The sequence below is a fragment of the Streptomyces sp. NPDC007905 genome (genome assembly GCF_042959345.1).
Classification (GTDB): Bacteria; Actinomycetota; Actinomycetes; order Streptomycetales; family Streptomycetaceae; genus Streptomyces.
The window spans coordinates 246822-266334 of sequence record NZ_JBIBKS010000002.1 but is presented as its reverse complement, the minus strand read 5'-3'; the positions used below and the strand labels follow the sequence as shown (position 1 = coordinate 266334).

Annotated in this window: 20 protein-coding genes and 1 tRNA gene; 12 read left to right on the top strand and 9 right to left on the bottom strand. The window is 71.6% G+C overall.

Translation table 11 applies throughout. The features are described from left to right. Positions 1–108 precede the first annotated feature (108 nt). On the top strand, positions 109–1800 hold the full coding sequence (gene paaN / locus ACFZDC_RS04920) for a phenylacetic acid degradation protein PaaN (RefSeq protein ID WP_391320165.1): 1692 nt from the start codon (positions 109–111) through the stop codon (positions 1798–1800). Here paaN and ACFZDC_RS04915 read toward each other — a convergent pair. Genes ACFZDC_RS04915 through ACFZDC_RS04905 form a run of 3 tightly spaced genes read right to left on the bottom strand, consistent with a single transcriptional unit; the run spans position 1797 to position 4614 of the window. Continuing rightward, a complete protein-coding gene (locus ACFZDC_RS04915; protein WP_391320163.1) occupies positions 1797–2552 on the bottom strand; it encodes a TrmH family RNA methyltransferase in 756 nt (251 codons plus the stop codon). The genes paaN and ACFZDC_RS04915 overlap by 4 nt on opposite strands. Beyond that, positions 2549–3769 carry an HTTM domain-containing protein gene (locus tag ACFZDC_RS04910; RefSeq protein ID WP_391320161.1) on the bottom strand — a complete coding sequence of 407 codons (1221 nt, stop codon included), beginning with the start codon at positions 3767–3769 and terminating at the stop codon, positions 2549–2551. Before ACFZDC_RS04910 ends, ACFZDC_RS04915 begins: the two co-directional genes overlap by 4 nt. Beyond that, positions 3766–4614, bottom strand: coding sequence for a DUF5819 family protein (locus ACFZDC_RS04905; RefSeq protein ID WP_391320159.1), 849 nt, complete (start codon positions 4612–4614; stop codon positions 3766–3768). Before ACFZDC_RS04905 ends, ACFZDC_RS04910 begins: the two co-directional genes overlap by 4 nt. A gap of 311 nt (positions 4615–4925) precedes the next feature. Between ACFZDC_RS04905 and paaA the strand changes: the two genes are divergently transcribed. The 6 genes from paaA (at position 4926) to ACFZDC_RS04875 (ending at position 9863) form a co-directional block, all read left to right on the top strand. Further along, positions 4926–5945 carry a 1,2-phenylacetyl-CoA epoxidase subunit PaaA gene (gene paaA / locus ACFZDC_RS04900; protein WP_391320157.1) on the top strand — a complete coding sequence of 340 codons (1020 nt, stop codon included), beginning with the start codon at positions 4926–4928 and terminating at the stop codon, positions 5943–5945. After that, the gene (paaB, locus tag ACFZDC_RS04895; protein WP_094218582.1) at positions 5942–6229 is read left to right on the top strand and encodes a 1,2-phenylacetyl-CoA epoxidase subunit PaaB; all 288 of its coding nucleotides are present in this window, start codon (positions 5942–5944) and stop codon (positions 6227–6229) included. The genes paaA and paaB overlap by 4 nt, the downstream gene beginning before the upstream one ends. Further along, the gene (gene paaC / locus ACFZDC_RS04890) at positions 6226–6945 is read left to right on the top strand and encodes a 1,2-phenylacetyl-CoA epoxidase subunit PaaC (RefSeq protein ID WP_391320155.1); all 720 of its coding nucleotides are present in this window, start codon (positions 6226–6228) and stop codon (positions 6943–6945) included. Before paaB ends, paaC begins: the two co-directional genes overlap by 4 nt. Next, positions 6939–7466: a 1,2-phenylacetyl-CoA epoxidase subunit PaaD gene (gene paaD, locus ACFZDC_RS04885; protein WP_391320153.1), complete on the top strand. Its 528-nt coding sequence runs from the start codon at positions 6939–6941 to the stop codon at positions 7464–7466. The genes paaC and paaD overlap by 7 nt, the downstream gene beginning before the upstream one ends. Next, positions 7466–8530 (top strand): 2Fe-2S iron-sulfur cluster-binding protein, encoded by a 1065-nt coding sequence (locus ACFZDC_RS04880; protein WP_391320152.1) that lies wholly within the window; start codon positions 7466–7468, stop codon positions 8528–8530. Before paaD ends, ACFZDC_RS04880 begins: the two co-directional genes overlap by 1 nt. A 199-nt stretch (positions 8531–8729) precedes the next feature. Continuing rightward, a complete protein-coding gene (locus ACFZDC_RS04875) occupies positions 8730–9863 on the top strand; it encodes an acyl-CoA dehydrogenase family protein (protein ID WP_391320150.1) in 1134 nt (377 codons plus the stop codon). Positions 9864–9891: 28 nt separating this feature from the next. Here the strand turns inward: ACFZDC_RS04875 and ACFZDC_RS04870 are convergent, their stop codons facing one another. The 5 genes from ACFZDC_RS04870 to ACFZDC_RS04850 form a co-directional block, all read right to left on the bottom strand. After that, positions 9892–10239: a rhodanese-like domain-containing protein gene (locus ACFZDC_RS04870; protein ID WP_391320148.1), complete on the bottom strand. Its 348-nt coding sequence runs from the start codon at positions 10237–10239 to the stop codon at positions 9892–9894. Between the two features lie 31 nt (positions 10240–10270). Further along, positions 10271–11083 (bottom strand): hypothetical protein, encoded by an 813-nt coding sequence (locus ACFZDC_RS04865; protein WP_391320146.1) that lies wholly within the window; start codon positions 11081–11083, stop codon positions 10271–10273. Between the two features lie 225 nt (positions 11084–11308). After that, positions 11309–12751 carry a DUF2252 family protein gene (locus ACFZDC_RS04860; RefSeq protein ID WP_391320144.1) on the bottom strand — a complete coding sequence of 481 codons (1443 nt, stop codon included), beginning with the start codon at positions 12749–12751 and terminating at the stop codon, positions 11309–11311. Between the two features lie 88 nt (positions 12752–12839). Next, on the bottom strand, positions 12840–13289 hold the full coding sequence (locus tag ACFZDC_RS04855) for an ArsI/CadI family heavy metal resistance metalloenzyme (protein ID WP_391320143.1): 450 nt from the start codon (positions 13287–13289) through the stop codon (positions 12840–12842). A gap of 27 nt (positions 13290–13316) precedes the next feature. Then, positions 13317–14696, bottom strand: a complete 1380-nt coding sequence (locus tag ACFZDC_RS04850; protein WP_391320141.1) for an FAD-dependent oxidoreductase — start codon at positions 14694–14696, stop codon at positions 13317–13319. Positions 14697–14811: 115 nt separating this feature from the next. On the opposite strand from ACFZDC_RS04850, the gene ACFZDC_RS04845 reads away from it, so the two are divergent. Together ACFZDC_RS04845 and ACFZDC_RS04840 are read left to right on the top strand one after the other, a co-directional pair. Next, the gene (locus ACFZDC_RS04845) at positions 14812–15180 is read left to right on the top strand and encodes a metalloregulator ArsR/SmtB family transcription factor (protein ID WP_391320140.1); all 369 of its coding nucleotides are present in this window, start codon (positions 14812–14814) and stop codon (positions 15178–15180) included. 68 nt (positions 15181–15248) lie between these two features. Next, positions 15249–15668, top strand: a complete 420-nt coding sequence (locus tag ACFZDC_RS04840) for an arsenate reductase ArsC (protein ID WP_391320138.1) — start codon at positions 15249–15251, stop codon at positions 15666–15668. 300 nt (positions 15669–15968) lie between these two features. Here the strand turns inward: ACFZDC_RS04840 and ACFZDC_RS04835 are convergent. Beyond that, positions 15969–16052, bottom strand: a tRNA-Leu gene (locus tag ACFZDC_RS04835). Positions 16053–16438: 386 nt separating this feature from the next. Here ACFZDC_RS04835 and ACFZDC_RS04830 point away from each other — a divergent pair. The 3 genes from ACFZDC_RS04830 to ACFZDC_RS04820 all read left to right on the top strand — a co-directional run bounded on the left by ACFZDC_RS04830 (position 16439) and on the right by ACFZDC_RS04820 (position 19508). After that, positions 16439–17299 (top strand): FhaA domain-containing protein, encoded by an 861-nt coding sequence (locus ACFZDC_RS04830; RefSeq protein ID WP_391320136.1) that lies wholly within the window; start codon positions 16439–16441, stop codon positions 17297–17299. A 10-nt stretch (positions 17300–17309) separates the two neighbouring features. Then, on the top strand, positions 17310–17825 hold the full coding sequence (locus tag ACFZDC_RS04825; protein WP_391320134.1) for an FHA domain-containing protein: 516 nt from the start codon (positions 17310–17312) through the stop codon (positions 17823–17825). A gap of 132 nt (positions 17826–17957) precedes the next feature. Next, positions 17958–19508 carry a Stp1/IreP family PP2C-type Ser/Thr phosphatase gene (locus ACFZDC_RS04820; RefSeq protein WP_391320698.1) on the top strand — a complete coding sequence of 517 codons (1551 nt, stop codon included), beginning with the start codon at positions 17958–17960 and terminating at the stop codon, positions 19506–19508. Positions 19509–19513: the final 5 nt, after the last annotated feature.

Sequence of the window (19513 nt, the reverse complement as noted above, 5' to 3'; positions counted from 1 at the left end):
TCCCGACCGATCGTTCGGTTACTCTAGCTCTGACCGTCCCATCCCGCTGCTCTTTCTGCCAGGTCGTGAACTCGAGGAAGAGTTCTCCAGACGAGGAGTTGGTCCCGCATGGCCGCCGAACTGACCGCGCACGAGCTGATCGCCAAGCACCGGCCCACTCTCGACCAGGCGCTGGAAGCGATCCGCACGCGCGCGTACTGGTCTCCGCACCCCGAGCACCCCAAGGCCTACGGTGAGCACGGCAGCCTGGACGCGGCGGCGGGCAAGGCCGCTTTCGACGCCCTCCTCGGTACCCGCCTCGACCTCGGCCAGCCCGGCACCGACGACTGGGTCGGCGGCGAGGTCTCGCCGTACGGCATCGAGCTGGGCGTGACCTACCCGCACGCGGACGTCGAGGTACTGCTGCCGGCCATGAGGGCGGGACAGCGGGCCTGGCGGGACGCGGGCGCGGAGACCCGTGCGGTGGTCTGTGTGGAGATCCTGAAGCGGATCAGCGACCGGACGCACGAGTTCGCGCACGCGGTCATGCACACCAGCGGACAGGCCTTCATGATGGCGTTCCAGGCGGGCGGCCCGCACGCGCAGGACCGCGGCCTGGAGGCGGTGGCGTACGCGTACGCGGAGCAGGTCCGCACGCCGGAGACGGCGGAGTGGACCAAGCCGCAGGGCAAGCGCGACCCGCTGGCGCTGACCAAGCGGTTCACACCGGTCCCGCGCGGCATCGGCCTGGTCATCGGCTGCAACACCTTCCCGACGTGGAACGGCTACCCGGGCCTGTTCGCCTCCCTGGCCACCGGCAACGCGGTGCTGGTCAAGCCGCACCCGCGGGCGGTGCTGCCGCTCGCGCTCACGGTGCAGGTCGCCCGCCAGGTGCTCACCGAGGCCGGCTTCGACCCGAACCTGGTCGCCCTGGCCGCCGAACGGCCCGGCGAGGGCATCGCCAAGACCCTCGCCACCCGCCCCGAGATCCGGATCATCGACTACACCGGCTCGACGTCCTTCGGCGACTGGCTGGAGGCCAACGCCCGCCAGGCGCAGGTCTACACGGAGAAGGCCGGCGTCAACACGGTCGTCGTGGAGTCGACCGACGACTACCGGGGCATGCTGTCCAACCTGGCCTTCTCGCTGTCGCTGTACAGCGGCCAGATGTGCACCACCCCGCAGAACCTGCTGATCCCGCGCGACGGCATCCGCACCGACGAGGGCCCCAAGACCTTCGACGAGGTGACCGCCGACCTCGCCCGCGCCGTCGACGGCCTCCTCGGCGACGACGCGCGCGCGAACGCCCTGCTCGGCGCGATCGTCAACCCCGACGTGAAGGCCCGCCTGGAGGCGGCGGCCGGGCTCGGCGAGGTCGCCCTCGCCTCCCGTGAGATCACCAACCCCGAGTTCCCGGGGGCGGCCGTCCGCACCCCCGTGATCGTCAAGCTGGACGGCGCCAAGCCGGACGACGAGGCCGCCTACATGAGCGAGTGCTTCGGCCCCGTCTCCTTCGCCGTCGCGGTCGACTCGGTGACCGACGCGGTGGAGCTGCTGCGCCGCACGGTCCGCGAGAAGGGCGCCATGACGGTCGGCGCGTACACCACCGACGCGGAGGTCGAGCGGGCCGTCGAGGAGGTCTGCCTGGAGGAGGCCGCCCAGCTGTCCCTCAACCTCACCGGCGGGGTGTACGTGAACCAGACGGCGGCCTTCTCCGACTTCCACGGCTCCGGCGGCAACCCGGCGGCGAACGCGGCCCTCACCGACGGCGCGTTCGTGGCGGGCCGCTTCCGGGTGGTGGAGGTCCGCCGGGAGGCCTAGGAAGCCGAGGGTGCGCCCCCGGTGACACTCCAGTGGTACAGCGTCATGGCCACACTCGTGGCCAGGTTGTAGCTGGAGACCTGGGGGCGCATCGGCAGTCGCAGCAGATGGCCGGCACGCGCGCGCAGCTCCGCCGACAGGCCGCTGCGCTCCGAGCCGAAGGCCAGGACGGCGTCGTCGGGCAGCTTGGTGCCCCGGATGTCGTCGCCTTCCGGATCGAGGGCGAACAGCGGCCCGGAGGGCAGTTCCTCGACGCCGAGCCGCTCCACGGCGGTCGCGAAGTGCAGCCCAGCTCCGCCGCGCACCACCGTGGGGTGCCAGGGGTCGAGTGTGCCGGTGGTGACCACTCCGGTCGCCCCGAAACCGGCGGCCAGCCGGATCACGGCCCCGGCGTTGCCCAGGTTGCGCGGGTTGTCGAGGACCACGATCGGCGCGGTGCGGGGCGTGCGGGCGAGCGCCCGCAGATGGGTCTCACGGGAGGGCCGTACGGCCAGGGCGGCGACACCTGTCGGGTGGGGACGCGGCACGAGCGAGGCGTACGTCTCCCGTGACACCTCCACCAGCAGCGCGTCCAGCGAGTCCCTGACGTCGCCGGCCAGTTCCTCGGCGAGGGCCAGCGTGGCCCGCCGGTCGGTGGTGACCGCCACCGGGACCTCCGCGCCGAAGCGCAGGGCGTGCTTGAGGGCGTGGTACCCGTCGAGCAGCACGGCGGCACCGGCGCGCTCGCGCCAGCGGGTCACGGGATCGGTCATGCCGTGAACCCTACGCGGCCCCGCGTGCTCTCCTCCGGCGAGCGCGGCGGCGGCAGCGCGCGGTCGCCGTCACCGTCGCGCCGGGTCAGCCGGCCACGGGCGCGTGCGGCGAGGCCGCCGAGCAGCAGCAGGATGGACGTCGGCAGGAAGACCGCGTCGGCCGTGATCATCGCCAGCGAGAAGAACGGCAGCCCGAGGACGACCGCGATCACGGCGTGCTCGGTCATCATCAGCACCAGCAGGACGTTCTTGACCCGCCGGTTGAACAGGGTGAACGGGAAGGCGACCTGCACCATGACCGTCCCGTAGGTCACGATCATCATGATCGTGCCGCTGGAGGACATCAGGTCGGCCAGGGCGGGCCACGGCGAGAAGTAGTCCAGGTGGAGCGGATAGTAGACGGCGGTGCCGTCCTGCCAGCGCGAGCCCTGGATCTTGTACCAGCCGGCCGTGGCGTATATCAGGCAGGCCTCGGCCATGATCACGAACAGGGCGCCGTTGTGCAGGACGTTGGCGATCACGTCCAGCAGGATCCGCGGCTCCCGCGCCCCGGCCCGGCGCTGCACGGCGCCCCACAGGCCGAGCACCACCCAGGCCGTCCACAGCAGCGCGGGCACCAGCCGGCCGTTGTCGAACCGGCCGGCCAGCGTCACCCCGACGAGGACGAGACCGAGCACCGCCCACAGCACCGGCCCCACCCGGTCGGGGCGGACCCGCTCCCCACGCGCGCGTGCCTCCTCCTGGCGGGCGGCCCGCCGGGCGTCCAGCGACCACACCCCGCCGCACCGCGTGAACACCAGATAGAAGGACATCAGGTGCAGGACGTTGTCGCCGCCGTCGCCGACGAAGACGCTGCGGTTCTGCAGCGACAGCACCCCCACCATGAACAGCACGGACGCGGTCCGGGTGCGCCAGCCCAGCAGCAGCGCCGCGCTGGAGAGGATCGCCAGCAGGTAGAAGGCCTCGAACCAGGCCTGTCCGTCGGACCACATCAGGGCCGTGAAGGCGTGGTTGTCGGAGGTCAGCTGCTGGGCGAGGTCCCAGCTCCAGGGACCGTCGGGACCGTACAGCTCCTGGCGGTGGGGAAACTCCCGCAGCAGGAACAGCAGCCAGGTCGCGGCGAAGCCGATGCGGATCACGGCGCTCTGGTACCGGCCCAGCGGCGACTCGGTGACGCGGGCGATGCCCCGTGAGAGCGTCAGGGACAGACGGTTCACCGCACACCCCCCGCGGCCTCGTCGGCGGCCACCGTCCACCAGGGCAGCAGACGGAAGACGGGCTTGTCGGAGATCTTCTCGCGGCTCCACCTGGGCGGCTGCACATTGGTGGTGCGGGAGCGGACCTGAACGCGCTGGATGTCACCCTCCCGGCTGATCGCGTCCTCCCGGCCCAGGCGCATCACGACGATCCGGCGCACGTACTGCTCGGACAGCGCGCCGCGCATGCCGACCGGCCGGTTGTCGGCGCCGTGCGTGGCGACGAAGAAGTCCCAGGCACGACGCAGCTCGTTCTGCTGGGTGTGGCTGGGCACCAGGCTGCCGTCGATGTCGGCGCCGTCCTGGGCGGAAAGGTCCCTCCAGCCGGTGGTGCGCAGGCTGCCGTCCTTCATCCGCACCTCGGCGCGCGCCTGGACGGCGATGTTCTGCTGCAGCGGGTTGGGGGCGAACAGCTTCCAGTTCTGCTCGAACTCCGGGTACACCCACTCCTCTATCGCCTTGCCGTGCTGCTTGGTCACCGTGTTCGCCGGCGCGATACTCAGGAACACCATCGCCAGATGCACACAGGCGGCGACGGCCACCACCGCGAGCGCGACCGCCGCGCCGACCTGGTAGCGCGGGGAGAGGGCGGCGACGCCGGTGCGCAGTGCCGCCGGAAGGAGCGCCGACTCGGGGGGCGGGGAGCCCTCGGGGGGCGGGGAGCCTTTGGGGTCGCCGGAGGCCTCGGGGCCGCCGGAGGCCTCGCGGGCGGGATCCCCGCGGCGCTCGGGGACCTCCGGGCGACGCGCCCCGGTCGACCCGTCGGGCCCGTCAGGGGCCTGCGAGTCCTCGTCGTACGCGTCCATGTCGCCCCGTCCCCCGCTTCCACCCGGTCGTCCCGGCACCGCCACTGGCGCCGCACTCTTCCCGAGCGCCACTCCTCGGCACTCGCACGGAACGGTACTCAGCCCCGGCCGCTCGGCGCAGCCCCGGGTACGGCCCGATGCAGTGGCCCTCACCACGCCGGCCCGCCCGTCCCGCCGTTTTCCACCGGCGGCCCGCAAGGTTTTCCACAGCGGTTGACACCCGGCAGCGGCCCGGCACACCATTGATGACGCACGGACCGAACGATCGGTCGGTTCCGAATTCCAGCAGAGCCCGAGGTCAGGGGGACCGCATGGCCACAGCAGCCGCGCACCGCACGGCCCGCCCGGAGGCGGACGGCACACGGGCCACCGCCGACGACACGGCGGAGTACCAGCGCGCCTTCGACGCGGCCGTGGCCGCCGACGAACGCATCGAGCCGCGCGACTGGATGCCCGACGCCTACCGCGCGACCCTGGTCCGCCAGATCGCCCAGCACGCGCACTCCGAGATCATCGGCATGCAGCCCGAGGCCAACTGGATCACCCGCGCACCCAGTCTGCGCCGCAAGGCGATCCTGATGGCCAAGGTCCAGGACGAGGCCGGCCACGGCCTGTACCTGTACAGCGCCGCCGAAACCCTCGGCACCGGCCGCGACGAACTGCTCGACAAGCTGCACAACGGCCGCCAGAAGTACTCCTCGATCTTCAACTACCCCACGCTGACCTGGGCCGACGTCGGCGCGATCGGCTGGCTGGTCGACGGCGCGGCCATCACCAACCAGGTCCCCCTGTGCCGCTGCTCCTACGGCCCGTACGCGCGCGCCATGGTGCGGATCTGCAAGGAGGAGTCCTTCCACCAACGCCAGGGCTACGAGCTGCTGCTGGCCCTCAGCAAGGGCACCGAGGAACAGCACGCCATGGCCCAGGACGCGGTGAACCGCTGGTGGTGGCCCTCGCTCATGATGTTCGGCCCACCCGACGACGCATCACAGCACTCCGCGCAGTCGATGGAGTGGAAGATCAAGCGCCACTCGAACGACGAGCTGCGCCAGCGCTTCGTCGACATCTGCGTCCCGCAGGCCGAGTCCCTGGGCCTGACCCTCCCCGACCCGGACCTGAAATGGAACGAGGAGCGGGGGCACCACGACTTCGGCGCGATCGACTGGTCGGAGTTCTGGGAGGTCCTCAAGGGCAACGGCCCCTGCAACGAGCAGCGGATCACCCAGCGCAGGCGCGCCCACGACGAGGGCGCCTGGGTGAGGGAGGCGGCCACCGCCCACGCGGCCAAGCACACCAAGACCACCGCCGGGACAGGAGAGACGCGAGCATGACGAACACCGACTGGCCCCTGTGGGAGGTCTTCGTGCGCTCCCGGCGCGGCCTCTCCCACACCCACGCCGGCAGCCTGCACGCGCCCGACGCCGAACTGGCCCTGCGCAACGCCCGCGACCTGTACACCCGCCGCGGCGAAGGCGTCTCGATCTGGGTCGTCCCCGCCGCCGCGATCACCGCCTCCTCGCCCGACGAAAAGGACCCGTTCTTCGAGCCGGCCGCCGACAAGCCCTATCGGCACCCGACCTTCTACGAGATCCCGGAAGGGGTGAAGCACCTGTGACCACGACCGTCCCCGTGACAGCCGCACTCGCCCTCGGCGACGACGCCCTGGTGCTCTCCCACCGCCTCGGGGAATGGGCCGGACACGCCCCCGTCCTGGAGGAGGAGGTCGCCCTCGCCAACATCGCCCTCGACCTGCTCGGCCAGGCCCGCGTACTGCTGTCGATGGCAGGCGACGAGGACGAACTGGCCTACCTGCGCGAGGAGCGCGCCTTCCGCAACCTCCAGCTGGTCGAGCAGCCGAACGGCGACTTCGCGCACACCATCGCCCGCCAGCTGTACTTCTCCACCTACCAGCAGCTCCTCTACACCGAACTGGCCACCGGCGACGGTCCGTTCGCGCCGCTGGCCGCGAAGGCCGTCAAGGAGGTCGCCTACCACCGCGACCACGCCGAGCAGTGGACGCTCCGCCTCGGCGACGGCACCGACGTCAGCCGGGAGCGGATGCAGCGCGCCTGCGCGGGGCTGTGGCGGTACACCGGGGAGATGTTCCAGCCGGTGGACGGCCTGGACGCCGACTGGGCCGGCATGGAGGCCCGCTGGCTGGAGTCCATGACGGACGTACTCGGCCGGGCCACCCTGACCGTGCCCGAGGGTCCGCGCACGGGCGCGTGGTCGGCGGGTGCCGGCCGGCAGGGCCTGCACACCGAGCCGTTCGGGAGAATGCTCGCCGAGATGCAGCACCTGCACCGCAGCCACCCGGGGGCGTCATGGTGACGGCCACCGCCCTGGAGGCAGAGCTCCTCGAGCTGGCCGGTTCGGTTCCCGACCCGGAACTGCCCGTCCTCACGCTCCAGGAGCTGGGCGTGCTGCGCGCGATCCACGTCAGCGGCACGGACACGGTCGAGGTCGACCTCACCCCGACCTACACCGGCTGCCCCGCCATCGAGGCCATGAGCCTGGACATCGAACGGATACTGCGTGCCCACGGCATGCGCGAGGTCACCGTCCGCACGGTGCTCGCCCCCGCCTGGTCGACCGACGACATCACCCCCGAAGGACGCCGCAAGCTCCAGGAGTTCGGCATCGCTCCCCCGCGGGTGGGCCACGACCCGGGACCGGTAGCCCTGACTCTGGGGGCGACCCGCACCGTCGCCGAGGACACCGACCCGGTCCGCTGCCCGCACTGCGGATCCGCGGACACCGAGCTGCTGAGCCGGTTCTCCTCCACCGCGTGCAAGGCCCTGCGCCGCTGCCGGTCCTGCCGCGAACCGTTCGACCACTTCAAGGAGTTGTGATGGCGCGCTTCCACCCGCTCCCGGTGGCCGCGGTCGACCGGCTCACCGACGATTCCGTGGCCCTCACCCTCGCCGTCCCGCCGGAACTGCGCGAGGAGTACCGGCACGCACCCGGGCAGCACCTCGCCCTGCGGCGGCGCGCCGACGGCAGCGAGATACGGCGGACGTACTCGATCTGCTCCCCGGCCCCCGACCCGGCCGGCGAGGGCCCGGACATGCTGCGCGTGGGAGTACGCCTGGTCGAGGGCGGGGCCTTCTCGACGTACGCGCTGAAGGAGATCAACGTCGGCGACGAGCTGGAGGTGATGACCCCCGCCGGACGCTTCACCGTCGAACCGGCACCGGGCCTGTACGCGGCGATCGTCGGCGGCAGCGGTATCACCCCCGTCCTGTCGATCCTCTCCACGCTGCTGGCGCGTGAGCCCGCGGCCCGGTTCTGCCTGATACGCAGCGACCGTACGGCCGCCTCGACGATGTTCCTGGAGGAGGTCGCCGACCTGAAGGACCGCTACCCGGAGAGGTTGCAGCTGGTGACCGTGCTCTCCCGTGAGGAGCAGCAGGCGGGCCTGCCGTCCGGACGGCTCGACCGGGAGCGGCTCGCGGGACTGCTGCCGGTGCTGCTGCCGGTGGACCGGGTGGCGGGATGGTTTCTGTGCGGGCCGTTCGGACTGGTCGAGGGCGCGGAGAAGGCGCTGCGCGAGCTGGGCGTGGAGCGGGCCCGCATTCACCAGGAGATCTTCCACGTGGACGCGGGAGCGACCCCGGCGGCCACCGTCCCGGCACCGGCGCACAGCTCCGTCACCGCCCGGCTCGACGGACGCGGGGGCACCTGGCCGGTCCAGGACGGCGAGTCCTTGCTGGACACGGTGCTGCGCAACCGTCCCGACGCGCCCTACGCCTGCAAGGGCGGGGTGTGCGGAACCTGTCGTGCCTTCCTGGTCTCGGGCGAGGTACGCATGGAGCGCAACTTCGCACTGGAGGCGGAGGAGACGGAGGCCGGCTATGTACTGGCCTGCCAGTCGCATCCGGTGACGGAGACGGTGGAGCTGGACTTCGACCGCTGAGAGGCGGCTTTGTGGTGGGCGGGGTGGGGTGGCGTGGGGGAGGGAGGGGGAGGGGGAGGGGGAGGGGGAGGGCCCCGGAAAGCAACCTCGAAGATGCCCCCGCCCCCCTCCCTCCCCGTTCCCTTCTCCTAGAACCTGTTCTATCTTGACGGCCCGTCAGGCGAACCGTCGGATCACCGGACCCCCGGGAGGACAGGCCGTGGACTTCACCTTCAATGAGGAGCAGCTGGCGGCGGCCGAGGCGGCGCGGGGGGTGTTCGCCGGGGTGGTGCCGGACGCGGTGCCCAGTCCGGCGCTCACCACCGGTGCCGTGGCCGAGGGTTTCGACCGGGAGCTGTGGTCCCGGCTGGCCGGCGCGGATCTCCTCGGCCTGCTGCTCGACGAGCAGTACGGCGGGGCAGGTCTCGACGCCATCGCGCTGTGCCTGGTGCTGCGCGAGTCCGCGAAGGTGCTGGCCCGGGTGCCGCTGCTGGAGCACAGCGCGGCCATGGCGGCCGTACAGGCATACGCTGGCGAGGAGTTGGCGGGACGGCTGCTGTCCCGGGCGGGGCGCGGTGAGCTGGTGCTGACCGTCGCCGCACACGGCCGTACCGGGCATGATCCGGCGGAACTCGCGGTCACCGCGCGGTGGGATTCAGAGGCATGGGTGCTGGACGGGGTGCAGACGGCGGTGCCCTGGGCGTACGACGCGGACCTCGTCCTCGTACCGGCGCACACCGATACCGACCGGACCGTGCTCGCGCTGGTGCCGCGCGCGCTGGACGGGCTGGTGCTCGCCGAACAGATCTCGACCAGTGGGGAGCGGCTGGCCGAGCTGCGCCTGCGGTCCGCGCGGATCGAGGCGGGTGACGTCGTTGAGGCCGAGGGAGCCTGGGAGTGGCTGCACGCGCTGCTGGTCACCGGCACCTGCGCGCTGGCGCTCGGTCTGGGCGAACGGGTGCTGAAGATGACCGGCGAGTACACCGGCAAGCGGGAGCAGTTCGGGTACCCGATCGCGACCTTTCAGGCGGTGGCCGTCCAGGCCGCCGACCGGTACATCGACCTGCGCGCCATGGAGGCCACCCTCTGGCAGGCAGCCTGGCGGATCGCCTCGGGGGCACTGGGGGTGCTGCCCGCCGCCGGAGATGTCGCCGTGGCGAAGATCTGGGCGGCGGAGGGCGTGCGCCGCGTGGTGCAGACGGCACAGCACCTGCACGGCGGGTTCGGCGCGGACACCGACTACCCGTTGCACCGGTACCACGCCTGGGCCAAGCACCTGGAGCTGGCGCTCGGTCCGGCGGCGGCGTACGAGGAGACGCTCGGGGACCTGCTGGCGGCGCATCCGCTCAGCTGACCCGGCATCCCCGGGGGCCGGGGGTCGTCTAGACGACCGCGCCCGGCTTCCCGTCGTCGGTGATCACGGGTCGGCCCGTGGCCTGCCAGATCTGCATGCCGCCGTCGACGTTCACGGCGTCGATGCCCTGCTGGATCAGGTACATCGCGACCTGGGCCGAGCGGCCGCCGGAGCGGCAGATGACATGCACCCGGCCGTCCTGCGGGGCCGCCTCGGTCAGCTCGCCGTACCGGGCCACGAACTCGCTCATGGGGATGTGCAGTGCCCCTTCGGCGTGGCCCGCATCCCACTCCTCGTCCTCACGGACGTCCAGCAGGAAGTCGTCGTCCTTGAGGTCCGTGACCTGGACCGTGGGCACACCCGCTCCAAAACTCATGCCTCCGACGCTACCCGAAGGACGTCGGTGTTCATTCCTGCCCCAGCAGGCCTGCCAGCTCGGTCTCCCGCTGTTCGATGTCGGTGCGCAGCCGGGCGGCGATCTCCTCGAGCAGGCCGTCGGGGTCGTCCGGGGCGAGGCGCAGCATGCCGGCGATCGCGCCCTCCTCGAGTTCGCGGGCGACCAGGGTGAGCAGTTCCTTGCGCTGGTCGAGCCACTCGAGGCGGGCGTACAGCTCCTCGCTGGGGCTCGGGCGCCGCTCGGGCGGCACGGGGCCTGCCGCCCACTCCTCGGCCAGTTCCTCCAGGAGCTTTTCGTCGCCGCGGGCATAGGCGGCGTTGACGCGGGTGATGAACTCCTCGCGCCGCTGCACTTCCTCTTCCTCCTGGGCGAGGTCGGGGTGGGCCTTGCGGGCGAGCTCGCGGTAGAGCCGACGGGCCTCGTCGCTGGGCCGCACCCGCTCGGGCGGCCGTACCGCCTGGTCGGTGAGCATGGCGGCGGCCTCCGCGAACAGGCCGTGGCCGTCCATCCAGCCGTGCAGCAGTTCCTCTACGCCGGGGATGGGCAGCACGCGGGCGCGGGCCTCCTCGGCCCGGCGGATGTCTTCGGGGTCGCCGGTGCGGGCGGCCTTCGCCTCGGCGATCTGCGCGTCCAGCTCCTCGATGCGCATGTAGAGCGGGCCGAGCCTCTGTTCGTGCAGCCGGGAGAAGTTCTCGACCTCGACGCGGAAGGTCTCGAGGGCGATCTCGTACTCGATCAACGCCTGCTCGGCGGCCCGTACGGCCTGTTCCAGCCGTTCTTCGGGCCGCGGTGCCTGGGACTGCTCAGCTTCCGGGGTCGTCACCCGACCAGCGTAGGCCACGGCCGAAACCCGTTGGGGGAGACGGCCCGGCTCGGGCCGGGACTCCGCGTCCGGGCAGTCAGCCGGAATCCACTCGGTCTGCAGCTCCCGGCAGGGGCTGCGAGCGTCCCCGGCCTTCCGCGGCCGCCGTCGCGCTCCCCTCTCGGCGGCCGCCGTCACACTCCCCTCTCGGCGACCGCCGTCGCACTCCCGTCTCCGCGACCGCCGTCACACTCCCGTCTCGGCCGCGATCCGCCCCGACCGCACCGCCGCCACCAGGTCGGCGTGATCCGCCTCGGTGCGGTCGGCGTAGGCGACGGCGAAGTCGGCCATCGCCTCGTCCAGCTCCTCGTTCTTGCCGCAGTAGCCGGCGATCAGGCGGGGGTCGGCGCTGTGGGCGTGGGCGCGGGCCAGCAGGGCGCCGGTCATACGGCCGTAGTCGTCGATCTGGTCGGCGGCGAGCGCAGCCGGGTCGACGCTGCCCTTGCGGTTGCGGAACTGGCGGACCTGGAACGGCCGCCCGTCGACCGTGGTCCAGCCCAGCAGGATGTCGCTGACCACCTGCATCCGCTTCTGGCCGAGGACCACCCGGCGTCCTTCGTGTTCCACGGGCGGTGCCTCGAAGCCGGCGGTGGCCAGGTGCGGGACGAGCGCCGAGGGTCGGGCCTCCTTCACCTGGAGCACCAACGGCTGCCCGCGGTGGTCGAGGAGCAGCACCACGTAGGAGCGGGTGCCGACGCTGCCGGTGCCGACCACGCGGAAGGCCACGTCGTGCACCGCGTGCCGGGCCAGCAGGGGCAGCCGGTCCTCGGCGAGGGTCGCCACGTACGCCTCCAGGGAAGCGGCCACCGTGGCCGCCTCGGCGTCGGGGATCCGGCGGAGCACCGGCGGTGCGTCGACGAAGCGGCGTCCGCCGTCCGCCGCCTCTTCGGTCGACTTCGCCGCGAAACGGCCACTGGTGTTGGCCCGTGCCTTCTCGGAGACCCTTTCCAGCGTGCCGAGCAGGTCGTGGGCGTCGGTGTGGGAGACCAGTTCCTCGTCCGCGATGGCGTTCCAGGCGTCCAGCACCGGCAGCTTGGCCAGCAGCCGCATGGTGCGCCGGTAGGCGCCCACGGCGTCCTGGGCGGCCTGGCGGCAGGTGTCCTCGTCGGCGCCCGCCTCCCTTCCGGCCAGCACCAGCGAGGCGGCGAGCCGCTTCAGGTCCCACTCCCAGGGGCCGTGCACGGTCTCGTCGAAGTCGTTGAGGTCGATGACCAGGCCGCCGCGTGCGTCGCCGTAGAGGCCGAAGTTGGCCGCGTGTGCGTCGCCGCATATCTGGGTGGCGATCCTGGTCGTGGGAGTGCGTGCCAGGTCGTAGGCCATGAGTCCGGCCGCGCCGCGCAGGAAGGCGAAGGGTGTGGCCGCCATCCGGCCCACCCGTATCGGCGTGAGTTCGGGGATGCGGCCGGCGTTGGACGCCTCCACGGCAGCGACGGCGTCCGGGCGGGAGCCGTCGAGGTCGAGGGTGCGGTGGGAGCTGCGCGGCACGCTCGCCCTGAGTGCCTTGCCCCCTTCCTTGGGCGAGCCCTGCGGCGGCCACTCGGCGAAGCCGCGTGGCTGGGACAGTCGGCGCGCCGCCGCCCGCTCGGCCGTTTCCGCCACTTCCACACCGGCTTCACCGGCTTCGGTCATCGCGACCGCCTCCCCCGAACACGTGACTGTACGTATGTCGAGCCGAACATCAACTCGTGCAGACCGTACAGCCGGTGGCCGAAACGCGTCAGACCCTGTGGACAACTCGGCGCGTGTGGAAACTCCGGCATGCGGTGCAGCAGGTGCTGCCCTGCTGCTTGGCCAGGGAGTCGGCGTCGCCCTTGACGACGTACACCTCCCAGGGCTCCTGGCCGGGACCGTGGACCCAGACCTTGTCCTGGAGGGCGTAGCAGCAGGTGGTGTCGTTCTCGACGTCGGTGGCGAGGCCGGCCTCGCCGAGGCGGGTGGTGGCGGCGCGGACCGCCTCCGTGCTCTCGACCTCGACGCCGAGGTGGTCCATGCGGGTCGCCTCGCCCTCGGTGCCTTCGATGAGGACGAGCTTGAGCGGGGGTTCGGCGATGGCGAAGTTGGCGTAGCCGTCCCGGAGCTTGGCGGGCTCGGTGCCGAACAGCTTGCTGTAGAAGCCGATGGACGCGACGAGGTCGGGGACGCGGAGAGCGAGTTGTACGCGGGACATGGCGAACCTCCTTGAGTGGATGTTGGTTCAGCAACCGCCGGAGGCGGCCGGGGCGCCGGTGCCGGTCTGCAGGGAGGCCGGGGCCCCGCAGCACCGGCCTCCCTCGCTGCCCTGGGCGGCGTCGGGTTCGTCGAACAGACCGGCGCCACCGCACACGCCGGTCTCCGGGAGGGTCAGCTCGACCCGCTCGGCGGCTTCACGGTCTCCGGCGATGGCGGCGGTGACGGAGCGGACCTGCTCGTAGCCGGTCATTGCGAGAAACGTGGGGGCGCGGCCGTAGGACTTCATGCCGACCAGGTAGACGTCCTGCTCCGGGTGGGAGAGCTCGCCCACACCGTGCGGGTAGACGGTGCCGCAGGAGTGGACGTTCGGGTCGATGAGCGGGGCGAGAGCGGTCGGGGCCTGGAGGCGTTCGTCGAGGCCGAGGCGGACCTCGGAGAGGAAGGAGAGGTCGGGGCGGAAGCCGGTAGGGACGAGGACCTCGTCCACGGGGTCCAGGCGGCGGCCGTCCTCGGCGACCAGGACGAGCCGGTCGCCGTCGCGGTCGACGGTCCGCGTACGGAAGCCGGTGACCGCGCCGGCGTGTCCGCCTTCGACGGCGGCCTTGGCCCGCAGGCCCAGGGCGCCCCGAGCCGGGAGCTGGTCGGCCTCGCCGCCGCCGAACGTGCTCGCACCGATACCCCGGCGCAGGACCCATACCGTGTGCGTGCCCGGCTCGTCCTCGGCCGGGTCGGCGAGGTGGGCCAGCGCGGTGAAAGCGGACGCGCCCGAGCCGACGACGGCGGTGCGCTTGCCCGCGTACCGGGCGCGGACGGCCAGGTCGCCGAGGTCGGGGACACGGTAGGAGACGCGGTCGGCGGCCGCCTTCTCACCGAGGGCGGGCAGGCCGTCGGCCCCCATCGGGCCGGGGACGGACCAGGTGCCGGAGGCATCGATGACGGCACGGGCGGTGATGCGCTCCTCGTGGCCGTCGGCCGGCCGGATGTGGACGCTGAAGGGCTGCTCGTCGCGTCCGGAGTCGACGATGCGGTCGCGCCCGGAGCGGGCGATGCCGGTGACGGTGGCGCCGTAGCGGACCGTGTCGCCGAGGACGGCGACGAGCGGCTGCAGGTACTTCTCGACCCATTCGCCGCCGGTGGGACAGCCGGCGCCGTCGGGGCGCACCCAGCCGGTCGGTGCGAGCAGCTTCTCCGCGGCGGGGTCGGTGACCTCGGCCCAGGGGGAGAACAGCCGCACGTGCGCCCACTCGCGAACGGCGGAGCCGGCGGACGGTCTGGCTTCCAGGACCAGCGGTTCCAGGCCGCGCTCGACGAGGTGGGCGGCGGCGGCAAGGCCGATGGGCCCGGCTCCGACGACAACGACGGGCAGCTGGTCGGCGGTGGGCACGCTGTGGGTGGATACGGCCACGAGATTCCCCTTTGTTTCGACGTTTGTCGATGGGCTGGTGCGGCCAGCAGGAGACCCTGATTAGGTGAATGTCAATATAGACATTCATCGAATCGACATGTGTCAACATAGACGCATGTCGAATGTGAAGGCGCTTCCGTTGCTGGAGCCGGAGGGCACCGAGGCCATGGCGCCGTGTTGCCCGCCGCTCACCGAGCGCCCGCTGACCGCCGACGAGGCGGAGAAGACCGCTCGGATGTTCAAGGCGCTCGGCGATCCGGTGCGGCTGCGGCTGTTCTCGCTGGTCGCCTCGCACGAGGGTGGCGAGGCGTGCGTGTGCGACATCTCCGACGTCGGTGTCTCGCAGCCGACCGTCTCCCACCACCTGAAGAAGCTCAAGGAGGCCGGACTGCTGACCTCCGAGCGGCGCGGCACCTGGGTGTACTACCGGGTGGAACCGTCCGTGATCGCCGCGATGGGGCAGATGCTCGGCACGCTGGGCTGAGCCGACCGCGCAGCCCGGACAGGGCGTCCCCGTACCGACTCTTTATGCCACTGACGAAGGAAGAACCGATGTCCTCCAGCGCGCTCGCGTCCGTGCTGTTCGTCTGTGTCCACAACGCCGGGCGTTCGCAGATGGCCGCCGGATTCCTCTCCCACCTCGCGGGCGACCGGATCGAGGTCCGCTCCGCCGGCTCCATCCCGGGCGACCAGGTCAACCCGGCCGCCGTCGAGGCCATGAAGGAAGTCGGCGTCGACATCTCCGGGGCCAGGCCGAACATCCTGACCACCGAGGCCGTCCAGGAGTCCGACTACGTCATCACCATGGGCTGTGGCGACGCATGCCCGGTCTTCCCCGGCAAGACGTACCTCGACTGGGCGCTCGAGGACCCGGCGGGCAAGGGCGTCGAGGCCGTCCGCCCCATCCGCGACGAGATCAGGACCCGTATCGAGGCGCTGATCGCCGAGATCGACGCCCAGCGGGAGGCCTGACCTCGGTTCCCGACCACGGATCCGGGTCCGCCACCGTCCGCCGTCCGTCCGCCGGGTCCACCCCGGCGGACGGCCCTGCTCGATGCCCGGCGGCAACAACGGCTGGAGCCGGGTCGAGTGGCCGTTCGTCAGATCGCCACGCCCGACGGAGCGATCACCCGGACATGACGTACCTCACCGACTGGCCAGGCCGCGCCCGTCCCGGGACGTGCGATTTCTCACAAACCCGGACACAACGAGAAACGGGCCCCGCCGTGACTTCCGTCACCGGCAGAGACCCGTTTCGTCGGTTTCTCTCTGTGCGCGAGGGGGGAGTTGAACCCCCACGCCCTTGCGGGCACTGGAACCTGAATCCAGCGCGTCTGCCTATTCCGCCACCCGCGCATTGGGTGTGTCCTCCGGGTCCGTCCCTCTCGGGCGGGCCCCTTCCGACACCCAGAACATTAGCACGTCGTACGGGGTGGGTTCACATCCCTTACGGGCCGCCCCGACCCCGCCGCGGCGCCACCGACGTATCAGGGAGTGCCTGTTCACGTATCAACCTCGTACCGGTCCCGGTCATCTCCCCAGGAGGCGGGCCGGGTCCACAGCCGGGTGCGGGACACTGGTGTTCTCCCCCCTCTACGATCCTTGCCAGAGGAGTTCGAAGGGGAGCCGCTGGGGGAACCGGCTGATTGCCGGGCGCGTAGATACGATCAGTAAGCAGTACCGGGCAGGACAGCGGCCCAGAGCAGGGCAAGACAGAGCGGGAACGACGGAGGAGGTGCCCCATGGGAGTCCTGAAGAAGTTCGAGCAGCGTCTCGAAGGTCTGGTCAACGGCACCTTCGCCAAGGTCTTCAAGTCCGAGGTCCAGCCGGTGGAGATCGCCGGAGCACTCCAGCGGGAGTGCGACAACAACGCCACGATCTGGAACCGGGACCGCACCGTCGTCCCGAACGACTTCATCGTGGAGCTGAGCGCGCCGGACTTCGAGCGTCTCAGCCCCTACTCCGGGCAGCTCGGTGACGAGCTGGCCGGCATGGTGCGCGACTACGCCAAGCAGCAGCGCTACACCTTCATGGGACCGATCAAGGTCAACCTGGAGAAGGCCGACGACCTCGACACCGGCCTGTACCGGGTGCGCAGCCGCACCCTCGCCTCCTCCAGCAACCAGCAGGCGCCCGCAGCCCCGCCGGCCGGCCGGCCGGGCCCCGCGAGCCCGGGCCAGGGCGGCTACGGCTACCCGCCCGCCACGCCCGCCGGAGCGCCCCCGATGCCGTCCGCGCCGCCGCCCGGCACCCGCCCCGGCGGTTACGGCTACCCCCAGCCCGCCACCCAGCGGCCCGCGGCCGCCCCGATGACCGGCGGGCGCACCCGCTACTGGATCGAGATCAACGGCACCCGCCATCAGATCTCCCGCCCGACGCTGGTGCTGGGCCGCAGCACCGACGCCGACGTGCGGATCGACGACCCCGGCGTCTCCCGCCGGCACTGCGAGATCCGGACCGGAACGCCCTCTACGATCCAGGATCTCGGCTCCACCAACGGCATCGTGGTGGACGGGCAGCACACCACCCGCGCTACGCTCCGCGACGGCTCGCGGATCGTCGTGGGCAGCACCACCGTTATCTATAGGCAAGCCGAAGGGTGAAGCGGGGGCAATGTCAGAGCTGACCCTCACGGTCATGCGGCTGGGTTTCCTGGCCGTACTGTGGCTGTTCGTGATCGTGGCCGTGCAGGTCATCCGGAGCGACCTGTTCGGTACGCGCGTCACCCAGCGCGGATCGCGTAGGGAAGCCGCGCGCCCGCAACAGGCGGCCCGGCAGCAGGCCGCGCCCCCGCCGCAGCGCGGCCAGCAGGGCGGCGGCCGGCAGCGCCGCAACGCCCCCACCAAGCTGGTGGTGACCGAAGGCACACTGACCGGCACCACCGTCGCGCTGCAGGGCCAGACCATTAGCCTGGGCCGGGCACACGACTCCACGATCGTGCTGGACGACGACTACGCCTCCAGCCGCCATGCCAGGATCTACCCGGACCGCGACGGTCAGTGGATCGTCGAGGATCTCGGATCCACCAACGGCACCTACCTGGACCGGGCCCGGCTGACGACCCCCACACCGATCCCGCCGGGCGCGCCGATCCGCATCGGAAAAACCGTCATCGAGCTGCGGAAGTAGTACGACAATGAGCGAGCGGAGCGAGCACGCAGCGGCAGGCCGCACCCCGGTCTCCGGCGCGCTCCCGACCGGAGGGTGGGCAGTGTGGCTCGACACGACCGGCTGTACCCGGAGCCGACGGGCGAGGTGCGCATGAGTCTGTCACTGCGCTTTGCCGCCGGATCGCACAAGGGCATGATCCGGGAGGGCAACGAGGACTCCGGTTACGCCGGTCCGCGCCTGCTCGCCATCGCCGACGGCATGGGTGGCCAGGCGGCCGGCGAGGTCGCCTCCTCCGAGGTCATCTCCACCCTGGTCACGCTCGACGACGACGTGCCCGGCTCCGACATCCTCACCTCCCTCGGCGTCGCCGTGCAGCGCGCCAACGACCAGCTGCGCGCCATGGTCGAGGAGGACCCCCAGCTGGAGGGCATGGGCACCACGCTCACCGCCCTGCTGTGGACCGGGCAGCGGCTCGGCCTCGTGCACGTCGGCGACTCCCGTGCGTACCTGCTGCGTGACGGCGTGCTCACACAGATCACCCAGGACCACACCTGGGTGCAGCGGCTCGTGGACGAGGGCCGGATCACCGAGGAAGAGGCCACCACCCACCCGCAGCGCTCGCTGCTGATGCGCGCCCTCGGCAGCGGCGACCACGTCGAGCCCGACCTGTCGATCCGCGAGGTCCGGGCCGGCGACCGCTACCTGATCTGCTCCGACGGCCTGTCCGGCGTGGTCTCCCACCAGACGATGGAGGAGACCCTCGCCAGCTACCAGGGCCCGCAGGAGACCGTGCAGGAGCTGATCCAGCTCGCGCTGCGCGGCGGCGGCCCCGACAACATCACCGTGATCGTCGCCGACGTGCTCGACCTGGACACCGGCGACACGCTCGCCGGGCAGCTGTCGGACACCCCGGTCGTGGTCGGCGCCGTCGCCGAGAACCAGCACCACCTGCACGACAACGGCATCATGCAGACCCCGGCAGGCCGCGCCTCCCACCTCGGCCGCCAGGGCCACGGACAGGGCGGCGGCGAGTTCGGCCCGCCCGGCTCCGGCGACACCACCGGCTACGTCCCCGCCGGCGGCTTCGGCGACTACACCGACGAGGACTTCACCAAGCCGCGCAGGAACCGCAAGTGGCTGAAGAGATCGCTGTACGGCGCCCTCGCCCTCGCGGTGATCGGCGGCGGTGTGTACGGCGGCTACCGCTGGACGCAGACGCAGTACTACGTCGGCGCCAACGGCGAGCACGTCGCGCTGTACCGCGGCATCAGCCAGGACCTGGCCTGGGTGTCGCTGTCGAAGGTGGAGAAGGACCACCCCGAGATCGAACTCAAGTACCTGCCGCCCTACCAGCAGAAGCAGGTCAAGAACACGATCACGGCGGGCGGCCTGCAGCAGGCCCGGACGAAGATCGACGCACTGTCCGTGCAGGCCTCCGCGTGCAGGAAGCAGGCGGAACGCGCGGCCGCCGAGAGCAAGCGGAACACCAAGACGGGTCAGGGCGAGGCCGGAGGCACCACGGGAACCACCCGTACCTCCCTCACGTCCAAGGCATCACCGACACCGAACCCGTCGGGCTCGGCTTCTTCCCCGAAGTCGCCTTCGAAGTCCCCGAGCCCGTCCGCGACCGCCACTCCCAACCCCGGCCCGAGCCTCTCCGAGAATGAGCAGAAGGTCGTCGATCAGTGCGGCAAGCAGTAGGCAAG